Source organism: Mycolicibacterium austroafricanum (assembly GCF_000612725.1).
GTDB classification, from domain to species: domain Bacteria; phylum Actinomycetota; class Actinomycetes; order Mycobacteriales; family Mycobacteriaceae; genus Mycobacterium; species Mycobacterium austroafricanum.
Window position 1 is genome coordinate 833,544 of record NZ_HG964450.1, and the last position, 18,888, is coordinate 852,431.

18 protein-coding genes are annotated in these 18,888 nt (G+C 64.9%); 13 read left to right on the forward strand and 5 right to left on the reverse strand.

The genetic code is table 11. The features are described from left to right. Nucleotides 1–83: 83 nt before the first annotated feature. Complete coding sequence (locus BN976_RS04110) at nt 84–983, reverse strand: LysR family transcriptional regulator (RefSeq protein WP_011777649.1); 900 nt, start codon at nt 981–983, stop codon at nt 84–86. 77 nt (nt 984–1,060) lie between these two features. On the opposite strand from BN976_RS04110, the gene BN976_RS04115 reads away from it, so the two are divergent. Genes BN976_RS04115 through BN976_RS04135 form a run of 5 tightly spaced genes read left to right on the forward strand, consistent with a single transcriptional unit; the run spans nt 1,061 to nt 5,629 of the window. Beyond that, a complete protein-coding gene (locus tag BN976_RS04115) occupies nt 1,061–2,629 on the forward strand; it encodes a GMC family oxidoreductase (RefSeq protein WP_051558331.1) in 1,569 nt (522 codons plus the stop codon). Further along, complete coding sequence (locus tag BN976_RS04120) at nt 2,626–3,636, forward strand: alpha/beta fold hydrolase (protein WP_011777647.1); 1,011 nt, start codon at nt 2,626–2,628, stop codon at nt 3,634–3,636. The genes BN976_RS04115 and BN976_RS04120 overlap by 4 nt, the downstream gene beginning before the upstream one ends. 11 nt (nt 3,637–3,647) lie before the next feature. Next, nucleotides 3,648–4,412 carry an SDR family NAD(P)-dependent oxidoreductase gene (locus tag BN976_RS04125; RefSeq protein WP_036368169.1) on the forward strand — a complete coding sequence of 255 codons (765 nt, stop codon included), beginning with the start codon at nt 3,648–3,650 and terminating at the stop codon, nt 4,410–4,412. Between the two features lie 59 nt (nt 4,413–4,471). Beyond that, nucleotides 4,472–4,696, forward strand: coding sequence for a hypothetical protein (locus BN976_RS04130; RefSeq protein ID WP_036368173.1), 225 nt, complete (start codon nt 4,472–4,474; stop codon nt 4,694–4,696). Nucleotides 4,697–4,720: 24 nt separating this feature from the next. After that, nucleotides 4,721–5,629, forward strand: coding sequence for an alpha/beta hydrolase (locus tag BN976_RS04135; RefSeq protein WP_011777645.1), 909 nt, complete (start codon nt 4,721–4,723; stop codon nt 5,627–5,629). A 435-nt stretch (nt 5,630–6,064) separates the two neighbouring features. Here BN976_RS04135 and BN976_RS04140 read toward each other — a convergent pair whose 3' ends face one another. Next, entirely contained in the window at nt 6,065–6,748 is a 684-nt protein-coding gene (locus tag BN976_RS04140; RefSeq protein ID WP_051558274.1) for a TetR/AcrR family transcriptional regulator, read from the reverse strand. A gap of 100 nt (nt 6,749–6,848) precedes the next feature. Between BN976_RS04140 and BN976_RS04145 the strand changes: the two genes are divergently transcribed. The 3 genes from BN976_RS04145 (at nt 6,849) to BN976_RS04155 (ending at nt 8,575) form a co-directional block, all read left to right on the forward strand. Further along, a complete protein-coding gene (locus tag BN976_RS04145) occupies nt 6,849–7,364 on the forward strand; it encodes a PaaI family thioesterase (RefSeq protein ID WP_199558884.1) in 516 nt (171 codons plus the stop codon). Continuing rightward, the gene (locus BN976_RS04150) at nt 7,361–8,032 is read left to right on the forward strand and encodes a TetR family transcriptional regulator (protein ID WP_011777642.1); all 672 of its coding nucleotides are present in this window, start codon (nt 7,361–7,363) and stop codon (nt 8,030–8,032) included. The genes BN976_RS04145 and BN976_RS04150 overlap by 4 nt, the downstream gene beginning before the upstream one ends. A gap of 78 nt (nt 8,033–8,110) precedes the next feature. Then, nucleotides 8,111–8,575 (forward strand): DUF6188 family protein, encoded by a 465-nt coding sequence (locus tag BN976_RS04155; RefSeq protein WP_036368176.1) that lies wholly within the window; start codon nt 8,111–8,113, stop codon nt 8,573–8,575. A gap of 48 nt (nt 8,576–8,623) precedes the next feature. Here BN976_RS04155 and BN976_RS04160 read toward each other — a convergent pair whose 3' ends face one another. Both BN976_RS04160 and BN976_RS04165 read right to left on the reverse strand, forming a co-directional pair. Then, entirely contained in the window at nt 8,624–9,673 is a 1,050-nt protein-coding gene (locus BN976_RS04160) for an LLM class flavin-dependent oxidoreductase (RefSeq protein ID WP_036368179.1), read from the reverse strand. Further along, nucleotides 9,670–10,266 carry a TetR/AcrR family transcriptional regulator gene (locus BN976_RS04165; protein ID WP_011777639.1) on the reverse strand — a complete coding sequence of 199 codons (597 nt, stop codon included), beginning with the start codon at nt 10,264–10,266 and terminating at the stop codon, nt 9,670–9,672. The genes BN976_RS04160 and BN976_RS04165 overlap by 4 nt, the downstream gene beginning before the upstream one ends. A 73-nt stretch (nt 10,267–10,339) precedes the next feature. Here BN976_RS04165 and BN976_RS04170 point away from each other — a divergent pair, with 73 nt between their 5' ends. The 3 genes from BN976_RS04170 (at nt 10,340) to BN976_RS04185 (ending at nt 13,122) form a co-directional block, all read left to right on the forward strand. Beyond that, nucleotides 10,340–11,536, forward strand: coding sequence for a cytochrome P450 (locus BN976_RS04170; RefSeq protein ID WP_011777638.1), 1,197 nt, complete (start codon nt 10,340–10,342; stop codon nt 11,534–11,536). A 172-nt stretch (nt 11,537–11,708) separates the two neighbouring features. After that, nucleotides 11,709–12,161, forward strand: coding sequence for a PaaI family thioesterase (locus tag BN976_RS04180; RefSeq protein ID WP_011777637.1), 453 nt, complete (start codon nt 11,709–11,711; stop codon nt 12,159–12,161). Between the two features lie 58 nt (nt 12,162–12,219). Beyond that, nucleotides 12,220–13,122 (forward strand): alpha/beta fold hydrolase, encoded by a 903-nt coding sequence (locus tag BN976_RS04185; RefSeq protein WP_036368185.1) that lies wholly within the window; start codon nt 12,220–12,222, stop codon nt 13,120–13,122. 128 nt (nt 13,123–13,250) lie between these two features. On the opposite strand, the gene BN976_RS04190 is transcribed toward BN976_RS04185, so the two are convergent. Next, a complete protein-coding gene (locus BN976_RS04190) occupies nt 13,251–14,120 on the reverse strand; it encodes a metal-dependent hydrolase (RefSeq protein WP_011777635.1) in 870 nt (289 codons plus the stop codon). A 104-nt stretch (nt 14,121–14,224) separates the two neighbouring features. Between BN976_RS04190 and BN976_RS04195 the strand changes: the two genes are divergently transcribed. Next, the gene (locus BN976_RS04195; RefSeq protein ID WP_011777634.1) at nt 14,225–14,866 is read left to right on the forward strand and encodes a TetR/AcrR family transcriptional regulator; all 642 of its coding nucleotides are present in this window, start codon (nt 14,225–14,227) and stop codon (nt 14,864–14,866) included. 273 nt (nt 14,867–15,139) lie between these two features. Beyond that, entirely contained in the window at nt 15,140–18,226 is a 3,087-nt protein-coding gene (locus tag BN976_RS04200) for an MMPL/RND family transporter (RefSeq protein WP_036368189.1), read from the forward strand. Nucleotides 18,227–18,888 lie beyond the last annotated feature (662 nt).

An 18,888-nucleotide genomic window follows, 5' to 3' on the forward strand; every position in this document is an offset into this window, starting at 1 on the left:
TCCATCTAGAAGGCGCATTTCGCATGGCCTGGTGCACAACGCTCCTGCCAACGACCGGAGCATCGCTGCGCAGCCCCGCCGATTCACTGCGCGCGGGCGTCAGCGGCGGCATCGAGCAGGGCGTCTGCGAGGCGGGCCGTGGCCGGCGTGAGGTGGTCAACCGGACGCGAGGCCAGATACACCTGCCACAGCACATGGTCGGCAAGTTCGACGGGCCGCAGGTCACTGAACCGGCGGGCTTCTGATGCGGGCATGAAGGCGGTGCCCAACCCGTTGCGAACGAGGTCGGCGATCGCAGCGAACCCGGCCGGAACCTCGTACTGGGTGCGGGGGGCAACGCCCACGGCGCGAAAGGCCCCTTCCATCAGGCGGCGCAAGCCGAACTCAGGCGGGAACCCGACGATGTCCTCGAGGGCGACATCGGCGAGATCAAGGGTCCCTCGATCGGCGAACGCATGGTCACCACGGCACACGAAGACCATCGGCTCCGCGAAGAGCAGCCGCATCTCCAGCTGACGAGGGAACCGGTCGGGCACCGAGACCAGCGCGAGGTCCAGCGAACCCTCCACGAGGGCGCCCAGGTAGGCCGACGCGCCTGCTTGGCTCAGCCGCAATCGGAGCCGGACAAAGGGGTGCGCGCGGTGGAAGTCCCCCAGCGCGCGTCCGACATCCATGGGCCCGAACGAGATCAGTGATCCGAACTCAACTGTGCCCATGAGTGATTGGCGGAACTCGCCGACCGAATCGGCGGCCGCGCGGCTTACGCGCAGCACCTCGTAGGCGTGGGTGAGGAACCGATCACCCGCTGCCGTGAGTCGAATCTGCTGGCGAGACCGGTCGAACAAATCGACGTCGAGTTCGCGTTCGAGCTTCGCGATGGACGTCGACAACGCCGACTGCACCACATGGACACGCTCCGCGGCGCGCGTGAAGCTCATTTCGCCGGCGACGGCGAGGAAATGCTCGACCTGGCGTAACTCCACGGACCGTAGCGTATCTACAAAATTGATGATATCTATCAAAATGAATCGTTGGACACGATATGGCGGCCCGGGGTCAGATGGGAGACATGCCCATCGTCACGTCACCAGCTCGGTCCTACGACTTCATCGTGTGCGGCGCCGGTACCGCCGGATCGGTGGTTGCTCGCCGGCTCGCCGAGAATCCCGCCGTGTCGGTATTGCTGGTCGAAGCGGGCGGCACCGATCAGGTGCCCAGCGTTGCTGCGGCCGATCAGTGGCCACTGAACTTGGGAAGCGAACGGGACTGGGGCTTCTCGGCGGTGGCGACCTCCCACCTGAACGGGCGCGCGGTGCCGCTGTCGATGGGGAAGGTGCTCGGTGGCGGATCCAGCATCAACCTGATGGTGTGGGCGCGCGGACACAAAGCCGACTGGGACTACTTCGCCTTCGAATCCGGCGACGAGGGCTGGGGTTACGAATCGGTCCTGGATCTCTATCGCCGGATCGAGGACTTCCACGGCGACCCGGACCCGGACTACCGCGGCACTGGCGGACCGGTTTACGTCACGCCCGCACCGGATCCGAATCCGTTGGCGCCGGCCACCATCGAGGCCGCTCGAACCGTGGGGATCCCGACGTTCGAGAATCAGAACGGGCGAATGATGGAGCAGTCCGCGGGTGCGGCGATCAGCGACATCCGCGCGCGTGGCGGCCGCCGTCAGTCGGTGTTCACCTCGTACGTGGCGCCGGTTCTTCACCAGCCCAACCTCGACGTCCTCACCTGCGCACTCGTCACCCGAGTGAGCTTCGACGGTGACCGGGCAACCGGCGTGGAACTTGTGCTCGACGGACAATCGCATCGCATCGCCGTGAATACCGAGGTCATCCTCTCGCTCGGGGCGCTCCACACCCCAAAGGTATTGCTGCACTCCGGAATTGGAGACGAGACGGAGCTGCGTCGCGTCGGCATCCCGCTTCGCACCCACCTACCCGGGGTCGGCCGCAATCTTCAAGACCATCCTGGCTTCGACTGCGTGTGGGAGTACAGCGAACCGCTGGCCCCACGCAACAACGCATCCGAGGCCACCTACTTCGCAACCAGCGCAGCCGGCATGGACGCCCCCGACCTGCAGACCTGCCAAGCCGAAGTGCCGAAATCCAGCGCCGAGAACATCGCGCGGTTCGGCCTCCCGGAATTCGGATGGACGCTGTTCGCCGGTGTGGTCCGACCCAAGAGCCGCGGCCACCTCGCGCTGCGGTCAGCTGATCCAGTCGACCCGATCGACATCCACGCCAACATGCTCGCCCACCCAGACGACGTCAAGGCCGCCGTCGCTGCCGTCGAACTATGCCGGGAGATCGGCAACTCCGCACCCCTGCGGCCCTTCGCCAAACGCGAGGTCATGCCGGGCAACCTGCGGGGGCCGGATCTGGAGCGGTTTGTCCGCGACGCCGCTTCGAGCTACTGGCATCAAACGTGCACCGCCAAGATGGGCCGCGACGCGATGTCGGTCGTTGATGCTGCGCTCAACGTCTACGGCGTCAAGGGCCTTCGCGTCGCCGACGGGTCCATCATGCCCAGAGTGACCACGGGCAACACGATGGCACCGTGCGTCGTCATCGGCGAACGCGCCGCTGACATCATCCGAAAGGAGCACGCACTGTGAACGGCTTCAGCAGAAGGGACTTCGGCCTTCTCGCCACAGCAGCCGCAGGTGCCGTCACCCTGACGGCGTGTACGTCGACACCCGCCACCGCGGGCCCACCGCCCGCGCCGAGGAACCAGCTCGGCCCGATCAAACAGATCGACGCCGGCGACCTCAACGTCGGGTACGCCGAAGCAGGCCCGCCCGACGGCCAACCCGTCATCCTGCTCCACGGCTGGCCCTACGACATCCACAGCTACGCCGACGTCACCGCGATACTGGCCGCCCAAGGCTTCCGGGTCATCGTGCCCCACCTTCGCGGCTTCGGAACCACCCGGTTCCGGTCGGCCAACACCGTCCGCAACGGCCAGCAGGCCGCGCTCGCGCACGACGCGATCTCGCTCATGGACGCGCTGAACATTCCCGATGCCATCCTCGGCGGGTACGACTGGGGCGGACGCACCGCCAACGCCGTCGCCGCGCTCTGGCCGCAGCGGTGCACCGGACTCGTCGCCGTCAGCGGCTACATCGTCGTCAACCTCGCGACCAACCTCGAACCCTTGGCACCGCAGTCCGAATACGGCTGGTGGTACCAGTACTACTTCGCCACCCCACGCGGCGAACTCGGATACCGACGCAATACCAAGGACTTCAACCGGCTCATCTGGACCAACGCCTCCCCACTGTGGCACTTCGACGACGCGGCCTACGACATGGCCGCGAGGGCGTTCGACAACCCCGACCACGCCGACATCGTCATCCACAACTACCGGTGGCGGCTCAGCCTCGCGCCGGGCGAAAGCCGATACGACGCTGACGAACAACGCTTGGCTGCCAAACCGCCCATCGAAGTTCCGACCATCACCATCGGCAGCGACTTCGACGGTCCCGCGAAGGACGGCAGCACCTACCGCGCGCTCTACACCGGCCCCTACCAACACCGCGTCCTCGACGGCATCGGGCACAACGTGCCACAGGAAGCCCCTCAGGAATTCGCTTCAGCGATCACCGACGTCACTCGACAGTAAGGAACGACCTCATGAACACCACTGCGGCAACACTTTCCGGGCGCACCGCACTGGTCACCGGTTCGACCTCCGGACTCGGCGCCGGCATCGCCGAGGCTCTCGCCGACGCGGGCGCCCACGTGGTCATCACCGGGCGCACGCGAGCACGCGGTGAACAGGTCGTCACGCAGATCGAATCCCAGGGCGGCCGCGCGGTGTTCGTTCCCGTCGACTTCGCGGCAGGACCCGGCACCATCACCGATCTCGTGGTGACGGCGACCGAGGCCCTCGGTGGCCGGCTCGACATCCTGGTCAACAACGTCGCCACCCTCGTGCAACCGGCACCCACCGCTGACGTCACCGCCGAGGAGATCACCACTGCATTCGGCGTCAGCGTCGCCACACCGTTCCTGCTCACCGGGCTCATAGCCCCGGCAATGGTGCAGCGTGGCGATGGCGCGATCGTCAACATCGGCTCGATCAGCGGCATCATCGGCGCCGCAGGCTCGGCGCTTTACGGGGCCACCAAGGCGAGCGTGCACTTGCTGACGAAGGCCTGGGCCGCCGAATACGGACCCTCCGGCGTCCGGGTCAATGCCGTGGCCCCCGGTCCCATCGCCACCGAACGCACCCGAGAGTTCGGCGACGCCATCGCACCGGTCCTGGCTCGCGTGCCGTCGCACCGGATGAGCACCGTCGCCGAAGTAGCCTCCGCCGTGGTGTTTCTCGCCGGGCCCGAGGCCGCCAACATCCACGGCACGATCCTGAGCGTCGACGGCGGCGCGACAGCGGTCTGAGACGAGCCGGCCGCCGTCACCAAGCTTGGCAACCACCCACACCCCGGATAGGAAAACCCATGCCCACCGTTCGTCTGCAGATGACCTCTGCGCTCAGCGCACCCGACCTCATGGCCGTGCTTACCGACTTCTCGCCCGCCCGGCCCGCCATGTGGCCCACCATCGACGCCGAACTGACCCGCCGTCCAACGACATTCGCACGACGATCCCTGGCCGCCCTGCTGCCGCTGGCCGCACCGAAGGCGCTGAGGAAGTCGTTCACCGGCCCGCTGCAGGCCCAGTAGCCGACTCACACCACGGAGCACACCATGTCGATCCTGCCCGTCCCCGTCGTCGCCGACACCGTGGCCCGGGTGTTCGCCGCCGCGGTCAATCCCGCTCCGAAGGCGGCGGTGCGCTTCGCCGACATCCCCGGCCGCACCGCACAGGTCACCATCCCCACTCGCCATGGACCCGTCACCGCAACGATCTATCACCCACCATCGGAAGTTCAATCCCCACCGGTGTACGCCAACGTCCACGGCGGCGGGTTCGTCGTCGGGCATCCCGAGCAAGACGACCCGTGGTGCCGGTACCTGGCCGCCAACGCCGGCGTCGTGGTGGTGAACCCCGACTACGCGCTGGCGCCGCGTCGCCGCTTTCCTGCAGCGCCGCAACAGATCTACGACATCGTGTGCTGGGCCGCCGACGAGGCCCGGGACTGGGACGGCACCCGGCTGTGCGTCGGTGGCCAGAGCGCGGGCGGCAACCTCAGCGCCGCGGCCGCACGACTGGCACTGGAGAACCGCACACCGATCATCTCGTTGCAGGTACTGCACTACGCCCCATTGGATTTGGTGACACCCACCCGGGACAAGCCGTCGGCGTTTGGCGCACGCGCTGTCTTGAAACCCTGGATGGGTGAGGTGTTCGACACCGCCTACATACCCGATCCGGCGCAGCGCAGTGACCGTCTCGCGTCCCCGGCCTGGGGTGCCAACGCCGAAGACATCGTGGGCATCGCGCCCGCTGTGGTGGTGACCGCCGAGCACGACCGGTTGCGAAACGAAGGGCACCGCTACGCCAAGAAGCTCGATGCCGCCGGATCCTTGGTCGAATACCACGAGGTTGCCGGTGTCGACCACGGCTACAACATCATGGGCGGGGCCCTCGGCGCCACCGAGCAGGTCTACTCGCGGATCGCCGGCCACGTCGCGCGCGCGACAGGTTCAGCGTGACGGCCCGCACAATGCCGTCAACTCAACTGTAGGTTGCCAAACTGCGTGTCATTTGTCCGCGCGTCGACCAGGTGCAACCGTTGCATTGCCATTGAAATGTCGGCCGAGTTCTGCCATCTAAATGGCGAATCCTAGAACCAAACGGTTGTCCAAGAAATCGCATCGCGTCAACCGCTGACATCTCGCGCATGCAGCGCGACACGCGACCTCGAAGTTGTGAGCCGGCCGGTTGCGGTCTTCCACTTCTTCCTACGTCGCTAACGGGCAGGTGGGGTGGGGATTGGCATCTCCCATGTCACATGGTGTCGAGGCGGTCGCCATTGTTCTGCACAGCCTCGTTCACAAATCCGTTCACAATGTTCGTGCCGTCCGACCTCGACAGAAAGGTCGAAAGACCAGCCGGCTGGACGCTGTGATTTCGTTGTGCCTACCGAGCTAGACGCGCGGGGCGGCCCGTCTGCTGGTTGCTATCTTCGACTCTTTGGCGTCGCTATCGGTCTTGCGGTGGGCGGCGAGAAAGTCATCGACGATGTTCGCGCAGTCATTGTGAGTGATGGTGCGAATCCCGGTCATTCGGGCGAAGGCGAGTGGTCCGACGAGTTGGCAGAGCGCCAGTTCCCGGTCGAAGTCGTCAAGTTCGGCTTGTGCTTTCGGGCTGGTGAGTATGGCGTCAAATGGTTGACGGTACTGGTCAACGACTCGGGCCCGCAGCGCCCCCGATGTGTGGCGGTCATCAGCTTCGTTATTGGAGCCGGTGGGCCCCAATGAGAGCCACGCGAGTGTCGTGACATGCAGCGGTGCGTCGTTGAAGAGTGCGGCTTGGCGGCTGAGCAATTCGATCAGCTGCTCACGGAGGGGTCCGCTGGTCGGTGCCGGAGTGGTCACTTGTGGGAGTAGGCGTTCGAACGTGGCTGCGAGCAGATGCGACGAACTGTGGAAGTGGCGGTACAGCGTGGTTCGGGCCACTTTGGATGCTTTGGTGACCGCATCAATGGTGACTGCTTCCACCCCACCGGTGCTCAGAAGCGTTGCAGCAGCATCCAGCAGCCGGGTGCGGGACCGGATGCGCCGAGGGTCCACGTCGTCGTCAGGGACTGGCACTGACTGACTGTCGCTCACTCATTCACCTCGGCGGTCGATCTTTCACGCGATGCTGTCACAGCAGTCTAGCAGTGTGGTACTAACGGTAGCGCAGCGAAACCGATCGTATTGGAGGGTGATGGTGCCCAAAAGCGTGTTGCCGCCTGAGCGGCTGCCCTCGCACACCACGACCTGCATGGGTTGCGGCCCGGACAACCCCCACGGACTGCGGTTGGTGGTGCATCGCAGCGGCGACGCGGTGTACTCCGATGTGACGTTCGACGAGCGCCATATCGGGGCCCCGGGCCTGGCTCATGGCGGAGCCGTGGCCGCCGCGTGTGATGACGTCCTGGGCTTCACGTTGTGGATCGCCGGCACCCCGGCGGTGACCCGCACCCTGACGGTCGAATATTTGCGGCCGGTGCCGCTGCATCAGACCCACCGGATTACTGCCCACATCGTCTCTCGTGAAGGGCGGGCGCTGCATGTCACGGCGACAGGCACGGGTGAGGGTGGGATCGCCCGCTTCACCGCCAGTGCAGTGTTCATTGTCGTCAGCCCTGAGCACTTCGCCGCACACGGCGATGTCAACGCTTTCGGCGATCTTCTGGAGCAGTTCTCGCGCGGCGGCGGTCTGGACCCGGGGCCGTCATGACTTTCCCTCAGGCGCGCAGCCGCGGGACAACCCTGCCTTCGGAAGCGAACTCGGTCGCTACAGAGAAGCGGGCCGCTAACGCGTCGCGTTCACGCGCCTCCGCACGGCGCCGGGAAACGATTCTGGATGCAGCTTTGGCCGTGGCCGCGGCGGGTGGTTACGAGGCGGTTCAGATGCGGACGGTTGCCGAGCGGGTCGGCATCGCCGTCGGCACGCTTTACCGCTATTTCCCGGCGAAAACCCACTTGCTGGTAGCAGCGCTGACGCGCGAGTTCCGTCGACTCGACTCCGCCGGCGACTGGGCGGGTGGTGAGGGCACACCGCTGGAACGGCTCGAACGGCTCACCGCACATCTGCATGACCGCTGGCAGCGCGACCCATGGCTGACGACGGCCATGACACGGGCCTTCGCCGTCGCAGACACCCGCGCCGCCGCGGAACTCGACCGCGCGGCCGATGAGATCCAGATCCTGCTAGCCCGCACGCTCAGGGGCGGCGAACCCACCCCCGCCGATCTGCACGTCGCTGGGGTCATCTCCGACATCTGGTTGGCCAACCTCGTGGCCTTCAGCGGCGACCGCGCGACAGCCGCCGACACCCGCGACCGCATTGACCGAGCCACCAGGCGCGTCGTGACCAACGCTGCTCGGCCCACCGCCAACCGATAACGATACTACTGGTATCGCAGCGCTACTTAGCGTACTCTTTGGGGATACGGCTCAACGATGCGTCGAAAAGAGACTGCCATGTACACCCAATGGATCGAAAACCTTGTCGTACAACGCCTCTCGCTGCATGGCGGCCTGGTTCTGGATTTCGATGACTACAACGAAATCGTCATCTCCTGCCCCCTGCTATTGACCCTTCCGGCCGTCGGCACCTACCCCATCGAGGCGGTGCGTATTGACCCCCTCAGGATCGCGACCCACGAACGTCCACTGCTGAACCTCGCCGGAGCGGTGTGCACCCAAGCCTGGTCCAGCGACGATGGAGGGCTACACCTGAGCTTCTCGGGCGGGCACCGCATCGATGTCGAACCCGACGTTGAACAGACAGCGTGGGAGCTCTATGGCATGCGCCACGGCTACATGGCCTGTCTGCCTCGGGGGCGGGTTCGCGTGGTCCGCCATGACCTCCCCGACACCGACGACGCCAACATTCTCAACAGCGCCACGCAATCATCGGCGGTGTCGGCGCGGCAGACGCACTAAATGGGCCGCGGACACGGGGACGGGTCGACGTGGGCGGCAATGCGTGGATCAGGTTGAACCAGGACCGGACTGCCCTGGCGACATCGAGGCGGGCGAGCATTCCCCGATGATGCTGTCGAGGTTTTGCTGCACCCGTTCCGCAGCGATGCCAACCGATGGTGAATACAGCATGATGTGGTCGAGGACGCCGTCGTAGCGTCTCAGTTGTTCACGGACCTCGTGTGCCGTCCCCGCGACGCCCATGGTGTCGATCATCTCCTCGGACACCGCGGCGAACATCGCCGGGAAATCGCGCTGGGCGAATGCTTCCCGGATGGTTCGGCCTTCGCTGGCGAAGCCGTTCACATCAAGTACCGTCTCGTAGGATTTGACCGAGGAGTAGAACGCAATCTGCTGCGCCAGTTCGCGCCTGGCGACCTCGGCGTCGTCGTGGATGGCGCACATCACCATGGAAATGATTTCCACGTCATTGGCGTCGCGGCCGGTGTGCGCGGCACCCCTGGCGATAGCGGGCCGGACGATCTCCTCGACGTAGGTGGTGGTGAACAGGGGATGTCCGGCCAGCCCGTCGGCCACCCGCCCGGCCGCCTCGCACATCCGAGGCCGGACACCGGCGGTGACGATCGGGATCGGCCGGCTGGAGGGTCCCACGTCGCCGGTCGGCGTGAGATTCATTCTGTAAAAACGACCCTCGTGATGGACCGGGCCTTCATGCAGGTTCCATATCCGGCGCAGCAGCATCACGAGTTCTTCCATCCGCAGCGCGGGCGCGGAGGTGTCGGGCACGCCGTGCCAGTCGCTCATCATCCGCTTGGTGCCGTTGCCGATGCCGAGTACCAGCCGTCCGTTGGAGAGTTCGTCGAGATCACGCGCCTCGGTGGCCAGCACCAGGGGGCTTCGGCCGACGCCGTAGAGAATGGAGGAACCGATCCGGCAGTTCTGTGTGCTGTTGGCCATCGCGGCCATGGAGATCGAACCCGACCGGGAGTAGAACTCCGAGGCCCATACGGCGTCGAACCCGGCCGCATCGGCGGCCTGGGCGGTCTGGGCCAGTGACTTCAAATCCGCGCCGAGAACCGACAGGCCGTAGGTGCTCATGACTGGTCTCCTGTGCGCGGGCGCAGGCCGTCGAACATGACGGCGCTGAGGGTCCTGGCGACCACCGTCTCGTCGAGGTGGTTCTCGGTGACCAGGTACATGAGTGCATTGATGGTGACCGCGCCGAACAGCGCAATGGACGTCGATCGTGCGTCGGGCTGGGCGACGAGGGATCCGTCGCGGGCTCCTTCGACGAGCAGAGTTTCGACGGGTTGTTGGTAGGCGGTATTGATCATCTCGGCGATGGCCGGCATGCGGGCCGCTCGTCCCAGTTCGCCGATGAGTGCACGGCATACCGCTGGCCGCTGCGCCATTGCTCGCAGTTGTGCGCGGATGACGAGTTCGAGGCGTTCGGCACCGGTGCCGTCGGTGTGCACGATCGCGGTCACGGCCTCGGAGATGTCCTTGAGGAGGTCTTCGAGCAGGAAGGCAAGGATGTCCTCTTTGCCGGCGAAGTAGTAGTACAGCGTCGCTTTCGGCACACCGGTCACCGCGGCGACGTCTTCGATCTTGGAGTCGTTGAGCCCCTTCTCGGCAAACAAGTCCGCCGCGGCGGGAAGCCGATCAGAGATCTGACGTGGAATCTTGCGCATTGCCCCCATGTCCCGTTCGGCCGGTTTAGGCTGCGAGTCTAAACTGTCGTTACTTTGGTGGTCGGAGGTCTTGGTGGTCTCGGTGCAGATTCGTTACGACCCGTTCGACGCCTCGATCCTCAACGACCCCTATCCGACGTACCGGCTATTGCGTGACGTGGCTCCGGTGTACCGCGCCGAGGAATCCCATACCTGGGTGTTGAGCCGGCACGCCGACGTCCAGGCCGCAGCACTGGATCACAGCACATACTCCTCGGTGGACGGCATCTTCCCCACCCCGCCGGGATCAGACTTCATCGGCTCATTCCTGCCGATGATGATCGTGATGGACCCTCCCCGCCACGACCAGTTGCGTGCCCTGGTCAGCCGGGCGTTCACTCCCCGGCGGGTGGCCGGGCTGCAGGGCACCATCACACAGATGGCCGCGGAGTTGTTCGAGCGCCTCGACGAGGGCTCCGGATCGGCGGACTTCGTGACCGACTTCGCCGCGATCCTGCCCGCGGCGGTGATCGCCGATCTGCTGGGCGTTCCCGCCACCGATCGTGATCAGTTCCGATTGTGGTCGAGCCAACTGGTCCAGGTCGACGTCAACCACGGACAAACCACCGATGCACTGGCCGCCGCCGCCGCGATCTACGCCTACTTCACCGACTTCCTCGCCGACCGCCGCAAGAATCCCCGCGAGGACCTGATGTCGGCGTTGGCGAACGCCACAGTCGACGGGATCGGACTGACCGACGAGGAAGTCCTCGGCTTCTGCGCGCTGCTGCTCGTCGCGGGCTACGAGACCACCACCAATCTGCTGGGGAACTCCGCGGTCGTGCTGGCCCAGCATCGGCAGACCCGCCGACGCCTAGCCGCCGATCGAACACTGTTGGGGCCTGCAGTCGAGGAGTTATTGCGCTACGACTCACCGGCACAGGGACTTTCACGAACCCTGACCCGCGACGTCACCCTGCACGACACGACGATGCGTCAAGGTGAGAAGGTGCTGCTGCTGTTCGGGTCGGCCAACCGCGACGAGCGTGCCTTCCCCGACCCAGACGTGTTCGACATCGAGCGCACCAGTGAGCACCAAGTCGCCTTCGGTCGCGGCATCCACTTCTGTCTGGGCGCGGCGCTGGCGCGGATGGAGGCCCGCATCGCCTTAAATGCGTTGCTGGACAAGGTACCTGACTGGGAGGTCGACCTTGAATCGGCGCGGCGGCTGCGGTCCGGACCGATCCGCGGCTACACATCGCTGCCCATCACTTGGACCACGCCGGTCTAGCTCGTGCCACACTTCGACGACGCGTCGCGTGCTTCACCGCGACGGCCAGGTTCGTCGCCGTCGATATCGAGCACTCCGCCGCGCACGGCGACGTCGGCGCATTCGGCGACATGCTCAAACGATTCGCGGGCTCGAACGGTGATCGACCCATGACCGGACAGGAGAAAGGGGCATGGTGGTGGCAGTGACATTCGCGCACTTCGATCAGCAGATCGCCGACCAGCTGCTCAGATCGGCGAACACAGCCGGTGGACTGTCGACGTTTCTGAGCTTTCGGCACACCGAACTCACTGCCGGTCGGCTGGTGGCAGAGATGGAAACCCGCGCCGAACTGCTCACACCCTTCGGCAACCTGCACGGCGGATGTCTATCGGCGATGGTCGACCACTGTCTCGGAGTCGTGTTCTACCCCGTCATTCCGGCCGGATCATGGGTCGCCACCACCGAATTCAAGCTGAACCTGCTGCGACCCGTGTCCAGCGGGGTGTGTGTCGCCGTCACCGACATCGTGTCACTGGGCAAGCGCAGCGGAGTGGCGCGCATCGACATCAGCAACGGCGACAAAGCCGTCTGCGTAGCCCAGGGCACGGTTACGGTCGTGAACGCCGCGGGCAACGCACAATGAAGGTGCTTGTAGCCTGTCGCACGCTTCGGGCGGACTCCGATCTTGCCAGGAAGGTGTCATGACCTCCGCCGTGCAGCATCGGGTCCGAACCCAGGACGGGATCACCCTGGCCGCCGACTGCTACGACCACGAGGACGCCCGTCCCGTCGTGCTGCTCCTGCACGGCGGCGGCCAGAACCGGCACGCGTGGAGCGCTTCAGCGCGTCGCCTCCACGCATGCGGATACACAGTCGTCGCCTACGACACCCGCGGTCACGGCGACAGCGACTGGGACCCCGCCGGCAGGTACGACCTCGAGCGACTCGCGACCGATCTGCTCGCCGTGCGTGAGCACTTCAGCGCCGCTACCGCCCCTGCCGTCGTAGGTGCATCCCTTGGGGGCATGACCGTGCTCGGCACGCATCTGTTGACATCCGGGGCGTCGTGGGCGGCGGTCGTCCTGGTCGACGTCACCCCGCGGCTTGAATTCCAGGGCGCTCGTCGCGTAGTGACGTTCATGGCCGCACATCCCGACGGCTTCGGCACCCTCACCGACGCCGCCGAGGTGATCGCCGCGTACAACCCCCATCGCTCGCGCCCGGCCAACGTCGACGGCCTACGCAAGGTGCTACGGCAGCGTCACGACGGCCGCTGGATCTGGCGGTGGGACCCGGCATTCATTCACTCCAACTTCGACTTCCTCCGCGACGAATCGACGACGGGAACGGAGCAATTCGACGCGATCAGCCACCTGCTGATCGACGGAGCCCGACGGGTCAGCGCCCCAACACTTCTCGTAAGGGGCCTGTTGTCCGACGTGGTCTCCCAAGCCACCGTCGACGAGTTCCAGCAACTGGTTCCCCACGCCGAGACCGTCGACGTATCCGGCACCGGACACATGATCGCCGGCGACGACAACGACGCCTTCGGCTCCGCCGTCACCGAGTTCCTCGGCCGAAGCATCCTCCAGCCCCCGCCGTGATCGGGCAGCGTCGAGCGGCCAGTAAAAGTGGGCCCCACCAAGGTTATTGAAACGCCGCCTATGACTAAGAGGAGGCCCTCACAACGCCTTTCGGCACGCCGAATAGACCGCGACAGGCTCTGGTCGAGCTAGACGCTGCTACGCGCTTGTTGGCGACCATCGGCGTCGAAGAGTTCCTTGGTCCAGCATTCGAGGATTTCTGCGCTGTCCCAGTCGTCGGGATGAAATCCGCCGCGGGAGTAGGAACGAAAGCGCTCAATTGCTGCTGAGCTGAATAGCGGGTTATGCCGGAAGGCTCGAAGGCTGCGCAGCAACCGCACCGGGTTGTAGGCGGCACGGTCACCGGCCAGAGAGCGGGTGGTCTGGATAACCAACTCGCTGAACAAGAGGAGGCTGGCGATCCGCATCCCCCAGACCCTGGTGCGTTCGCTTCCACCGACCGTCTCGTAGACATCGAAAGCGACGGCCTTGTGCTCGCATTCTTCCAGTGCGTGCCAGAGCAGAATAGGCCGCACTTCGGTGTCGCCGATCAATTCTTGAGCTTCGTCGCTGGTGAGAATGATTTCGGCGAATGTCGCCGTGTAGTGCTCCAGGGCGGCCGTCACAGCCAGGCGCATCCTGGGAGAAAAACGCTTCTCAAGTCGGCCAACCAACTTCTTGATATGCCGATCGATCCCCTCGGTGGGATAGCCCATCGCTTGGAGCCGATCGTTGAGCAGCCGATGCTGGTGTCGGTGGGTGGCCTCTTGTGCAATGAATCCCTTGACCGCCTCCTTGAGGTCAGCGTCGCTGATGTGGTCCCGGTACTCGCGGACTGACCGGATGAAGAAGTCTTCGCCTTCGGGGAACGTGGCCGACAAGGTGGACACAAAGTGGCTCATCACCAAGTCGCCATCGACGAAGTGCTGCCGACTGGTCCCAGCAGGCATGTCGAATCGAACACGGCGGGGCTTCGGGACGACCCGCGTGGTGGGCCGTGTGGACGAATCGTCGCTCATGTTGTTCTCCCGTTCGTCAAAGGCACGCTGGCAATCTGACTCTAAGCCTTGTCAGAATTAGATGGCAAGCTATCCACGTGGTTTCGGCGCGGGTGTATAGCGGGATGTCCGCCGAGGAGCGTCACCGGAACCGGCGCACTCGTCTCATCGAGGCCGCAACCGAGTTGATCGGCACGCGCGGTGTTGCCGCCGCCACTGTGACTGCCGTCTGCGCTGAATCAGGCGTCACGTCACGCTACTTCTACCAGCACTTCTCCGGCCGAGACGCCCTCCTGCGGGCTGTCTACCAGCAGCTCTATGCCACCTTCCAGGAGGTGATAGTCGACGCGATCCCCGATGCCGGCGAGCCACCGGAGGTGCTGGCGTACGCGCCGATCCGCAGGCTGGTCAGCATGATCGACAACGACCCTCGGCTGGGTCGGATCCTGTTCGTGGAATCTGCCACCGAACCGCTGCTCCGAGAGCTACGCAGCGAACTGATGGCAGGTTTCACCGACCTCGTCTTGCGCGAAGCCAGACTCCACCTCGACATCGCCGACTCCGCCGTGGGGGTGGCCCATTTGGCTTCGACCTTGGGCGTGGGAGGGCTATTCGAAGTCTTGCGCCGCCGACTCGACGGAGAACTCGAGTTCACCACCGATGAACTCGTTCAGCACTGCGCAGGTTTCCTGGGCAGCCTCGGCAATTACGTGCTGCTGCAGAACACGGACCAGTCGGCCACAACCGAAGCCCGACCCCACAGGTAGCGGCCCGCGGCCCCGCTACGCGATGTGGCCGTCCGTGCATTCGATGTCAACGTCGGGGACCAGCAACAGCAAGACCCTGAACGACATCCAAGGCCAGTGTCGTCGACTGAACAGCGTCGGCCTTGGCTTCCAAAAGCCAACTGAGTGTTCGACCATTCCGCTGCCTACTGTGACCGCGGCCGCGGGCCTACTCGATAGCGGCCGCCACCACGTGCACTACATGCGGTAGCGTAGCGATACCGACAGTATCGCTACGCTACCAGTGGAGGTCTAGTGACCGACGGCACTGCAGATTCCCCAAGCCAGGCCACGCGTTCTGGTCGGGGCGCCAACGGATCCCCCGACCCGGCCGACACCCGCGAGTACAGCGAACGGTTGGCAGCGCTAGCCCGGTTCACCCTCCGGCACAAAGCGCTGGTCATCGGGGTATGGCTGGGCGCCGCGGTGGTTCTCGCGCTGCTGTTTCCCCAGCTGGAAACCGTGGTGCGCCAACAGTCGGTGGACCTCATTCCTCGCGATGCGCCGTCCTTGCAGACGGTTGACCGCATGAGCGCCGCGTTCGGCGAAGAAGGCTCGAAAACCATGGTGTTTGTCGCCATGGAAGACCCCAATGGCTTGACTCCGACTGCACGGCAGCGCTACGGCGAACTCGTGAGCCGGTTGCAGTCCGAAGGCGACCACGTCCTGCTGGTGCAGGACCTACTGGCCGATCCGATTACCGAAGCCCAGGCGGTCAGCGTCGACCGCAAAGCCTGGTACCTGCCCGTCGGCGTCGCCGGCACCCTCGGAGACCCCACGGCCGCCGAATCCGTCAACGCGGTGCGCGACATCGCGGCGGAGGTGTTCACCGGCTCGACCACGACCGTGCAAGTGACGGGACCACCGGCGACCTTCAGCGACATGATCGCCTCGGCCGAGCACGACCTGCTGCTGATCTCAATCGCTACCGCGGGCGTGATCGCCCTGATCCTGCTGATCGTCTACCGGTCGGTGTTCACCGCGCTGTTACCGCTGCTGGTAATCGGGTTGAGCCTGGCGGTCGGGCGCGGCGTGCTGTCCGCCCTCGGCGAGATGGGCATGCCGGTCTCCCAGTTCACCGTCGCCTTCATGACGGCGATCCTGCTCGGCGCCGGAACCGACTACACCGTGTTCCTGATCAGCCGGTACCACGAGCAGCGCCGCGCCCAAGTACCCGCCGATCAGGCCATCATCCACGCCACCGCCAGCATCGGGCGTGTCATCCTCGCCTCCGCCGCCACCGTCGCACTCGCGTTCCTGGCCATGGTTTTCGCGCGGCTCAGCGTCTTCGCCGCCCTGGGCCCCGCGTGCGCCATCGCCGTGCTGTTCGGATTTCTGGCCACCGTCACCCTGCTGCCACCCGTGCTGTCGCTAGCCGCCGAACGCGGCATCGGTGAACCCAAATCCGATCGCACCCGCCGCTACTGGAACAGCGTCGCCGTCGCCGTGGTCCGCCGTCCCGTGCCACTACTCATCGTCAGCCTGGTCATCCTGCTCGCCCTATCGGCAGCCGCCGCAACCATCAAAATCAGCTACGACGACCGCAAGGGACAACCAGCCACCACAGCCAGCAACCAGGGCTACCACCTGCTGGACCGCCACTTCCGCAAAGACGTCGTCATCACCGAATTCCTCGTCGTGGAAAACCCGACCGACATGCGGACCGGGAAAGGACTGGCCGACCTCGACGAAATGGCCTCCCGCGTCTCCCAGATCCCCGGCGTCACCAAAGTTTCCGGAGTCACCCGCCCCACCGGAGAGCGCCTCGACCAAGCAGAACTGGCCTGGCAGAACGGCCAGATCGGCGACAAAATGGCCGGCGCGGTCGCCGAGGGCAACTCACGCAAAGACGACCTCGCCAAACTCACCGGCGGCGCCGACCAGCTCGCCGACGGCCTCGCCCAACTCGACAGCACCGTGCGCACCGCCCTCACACCACTGGCCGAAATCCTCACCCAAGCCCAATCCGCAGGAACTCAAGTCAACCAATTCCGCCCACTGCTGCAACAGCTATCCGCCACCGCGCCCGCCGTCGACCAAGCCATCCAATCCAGCCCAGGACTACGACCGCTGGCCAACCAAGCCCAAAACGCAATCAGCCAGCTCGACCCACTCGTCGGCGCCCTCAACACCTCACCGTGGTGTGCCACCACCCCGCAATGCGCCCAAATCCGCGACCAGGTGAAGATCCTGGTCACTCTGCGCGACAGCGGATTCTTCACCCAGATCGCCGACCTCGGGGACCGCTACGATCCCGCCACCAACGCCACCGTCGGCGGCACCCTCGCCAACGTCCAGAACGCAGTCGCCTCGCTGGACAAGGCATTCGGAGCCCTCGGTGACCCCGCCGACCTGGCCACCAACCTCCGCCGACTACAGGACGGAATCGGACAGCTGGCCTCCGGCGCCCAAGCACTCGCCACCGGCGTCCGCACCCTCGCCGACAGCAACATCGAAATGCTGTCCGGCATGAGCCAGATCGCCACCCAACTGCAAAACTCTTCACGCGCAGCGGCCGACTCCGACTCCTCGAGCGGTTTCTACCTGCCCGCCAACGCATTCGAGAACCGGCAATTCACCGACGTCGCCGAACAATTCCTCTCACCGGACGGCAAAACAGCGCGGTTCATGATCGAAAGCAGCCACGACCCATACAGCGTTGAGGCGATGGACCTCGCCAGCCGCATCACCGACACCGCCAACACCGCACGACCCAACACGTCACTCGCCGACGCAACCGTGTCCGTCGCCGGCTTCCCCGCCGTCAACTCCGATATCCAACGACTCCTATGGGCCGACTTCGCACAACTAGCCATCGCCACCATAATCATCGTCGGCGTCATCCTGGTCCTACTGCTGCGCGCACTCCTGGCACCCCTCTACCTCTTAGGCACCGTCGTGCTGAACTACCTCGCCTCGCTCGGCATCGGCGTTGTGGTCTTCCAATGGGGACTAGGCCACGAAATCGCCTGGCCCGTACCATTACTCGCATTCATCATCCTCGTCGCCGTCGGCGCCGACTACAACATGCTGCTCGTCTCACGGCTCCGCGAAGAATCCGGAACCAACATCCGCGTCGGCGTCCTGCGCACCGTGGCAAACACCGGAGCCGTCATCACCTCAGCGGGCCTGATATTCGCCGCCAGCATGTTCGGCCTCATGGTCGGCTCAGTCGCCATCATGATCCAGGCCGGCCTCATCATCGGCTTCGGACTGCTGCTCGACACCTTCCTCGTGCGCACCCTCACCGTGCCCGCCATCGCCACACTCCTACGCGAAGCCAGCTGGTGGCCCACCAAAGCAACAAACCCGCGACGTGGAGACCCCAAGCAGAAAGCATGAACGACGAGCCTCACACACTGACCCCGGATCGGTAGGAACAAGCACCGAGACGTCGAAATCCGCCATCAACAGCGACGACAGTTCCAACCGTGACTCGTAGATCACAGTGTTGTCTTCGGTGGCGGCCCAATAACACCACGAGCAATGACGCTGCCCTTTGTACCAGCGAAACGTACGCCACGGAATCGCGCCAAACAGTGCTGCCTCCGACACCTCGGCCGCCGCGAAACGCTCAGTTTCACCGTTTGCAGACGCAGATCGATGATCGCCGTCGTGATATCCACCTCTAATGAACCGGGCACTTTCCAGTGTTGCGGGGTCTCAACTGTAGGTTGCCAAACTGCATAACATCTCCCGCCGCACCAACCTGCACTGACAGCGCGTTGTCACGGGAATTGCGGGCGTTCATTGTCATCTAAATGGCGGATCCCAGAACCGGACACTCACCCCTCTAATAACTGCCGCCACGGCTGCGAAGTCCCCTGCGATCTCTGAGTTATGAGCCGGTCAGTCGTGGTCTTGCTCAACCACCTATGCCGCTAACCTGCAGTTCAGCGCCTTATGAGGGTCTCTAACCTGAGTTTGGACACCCCGGCTGATTCTCGCGGTCGGTAGTCGCTTGACCTGCAGCGTTGCTCTGGTGGGTGGGTGTTTTGGGGTAC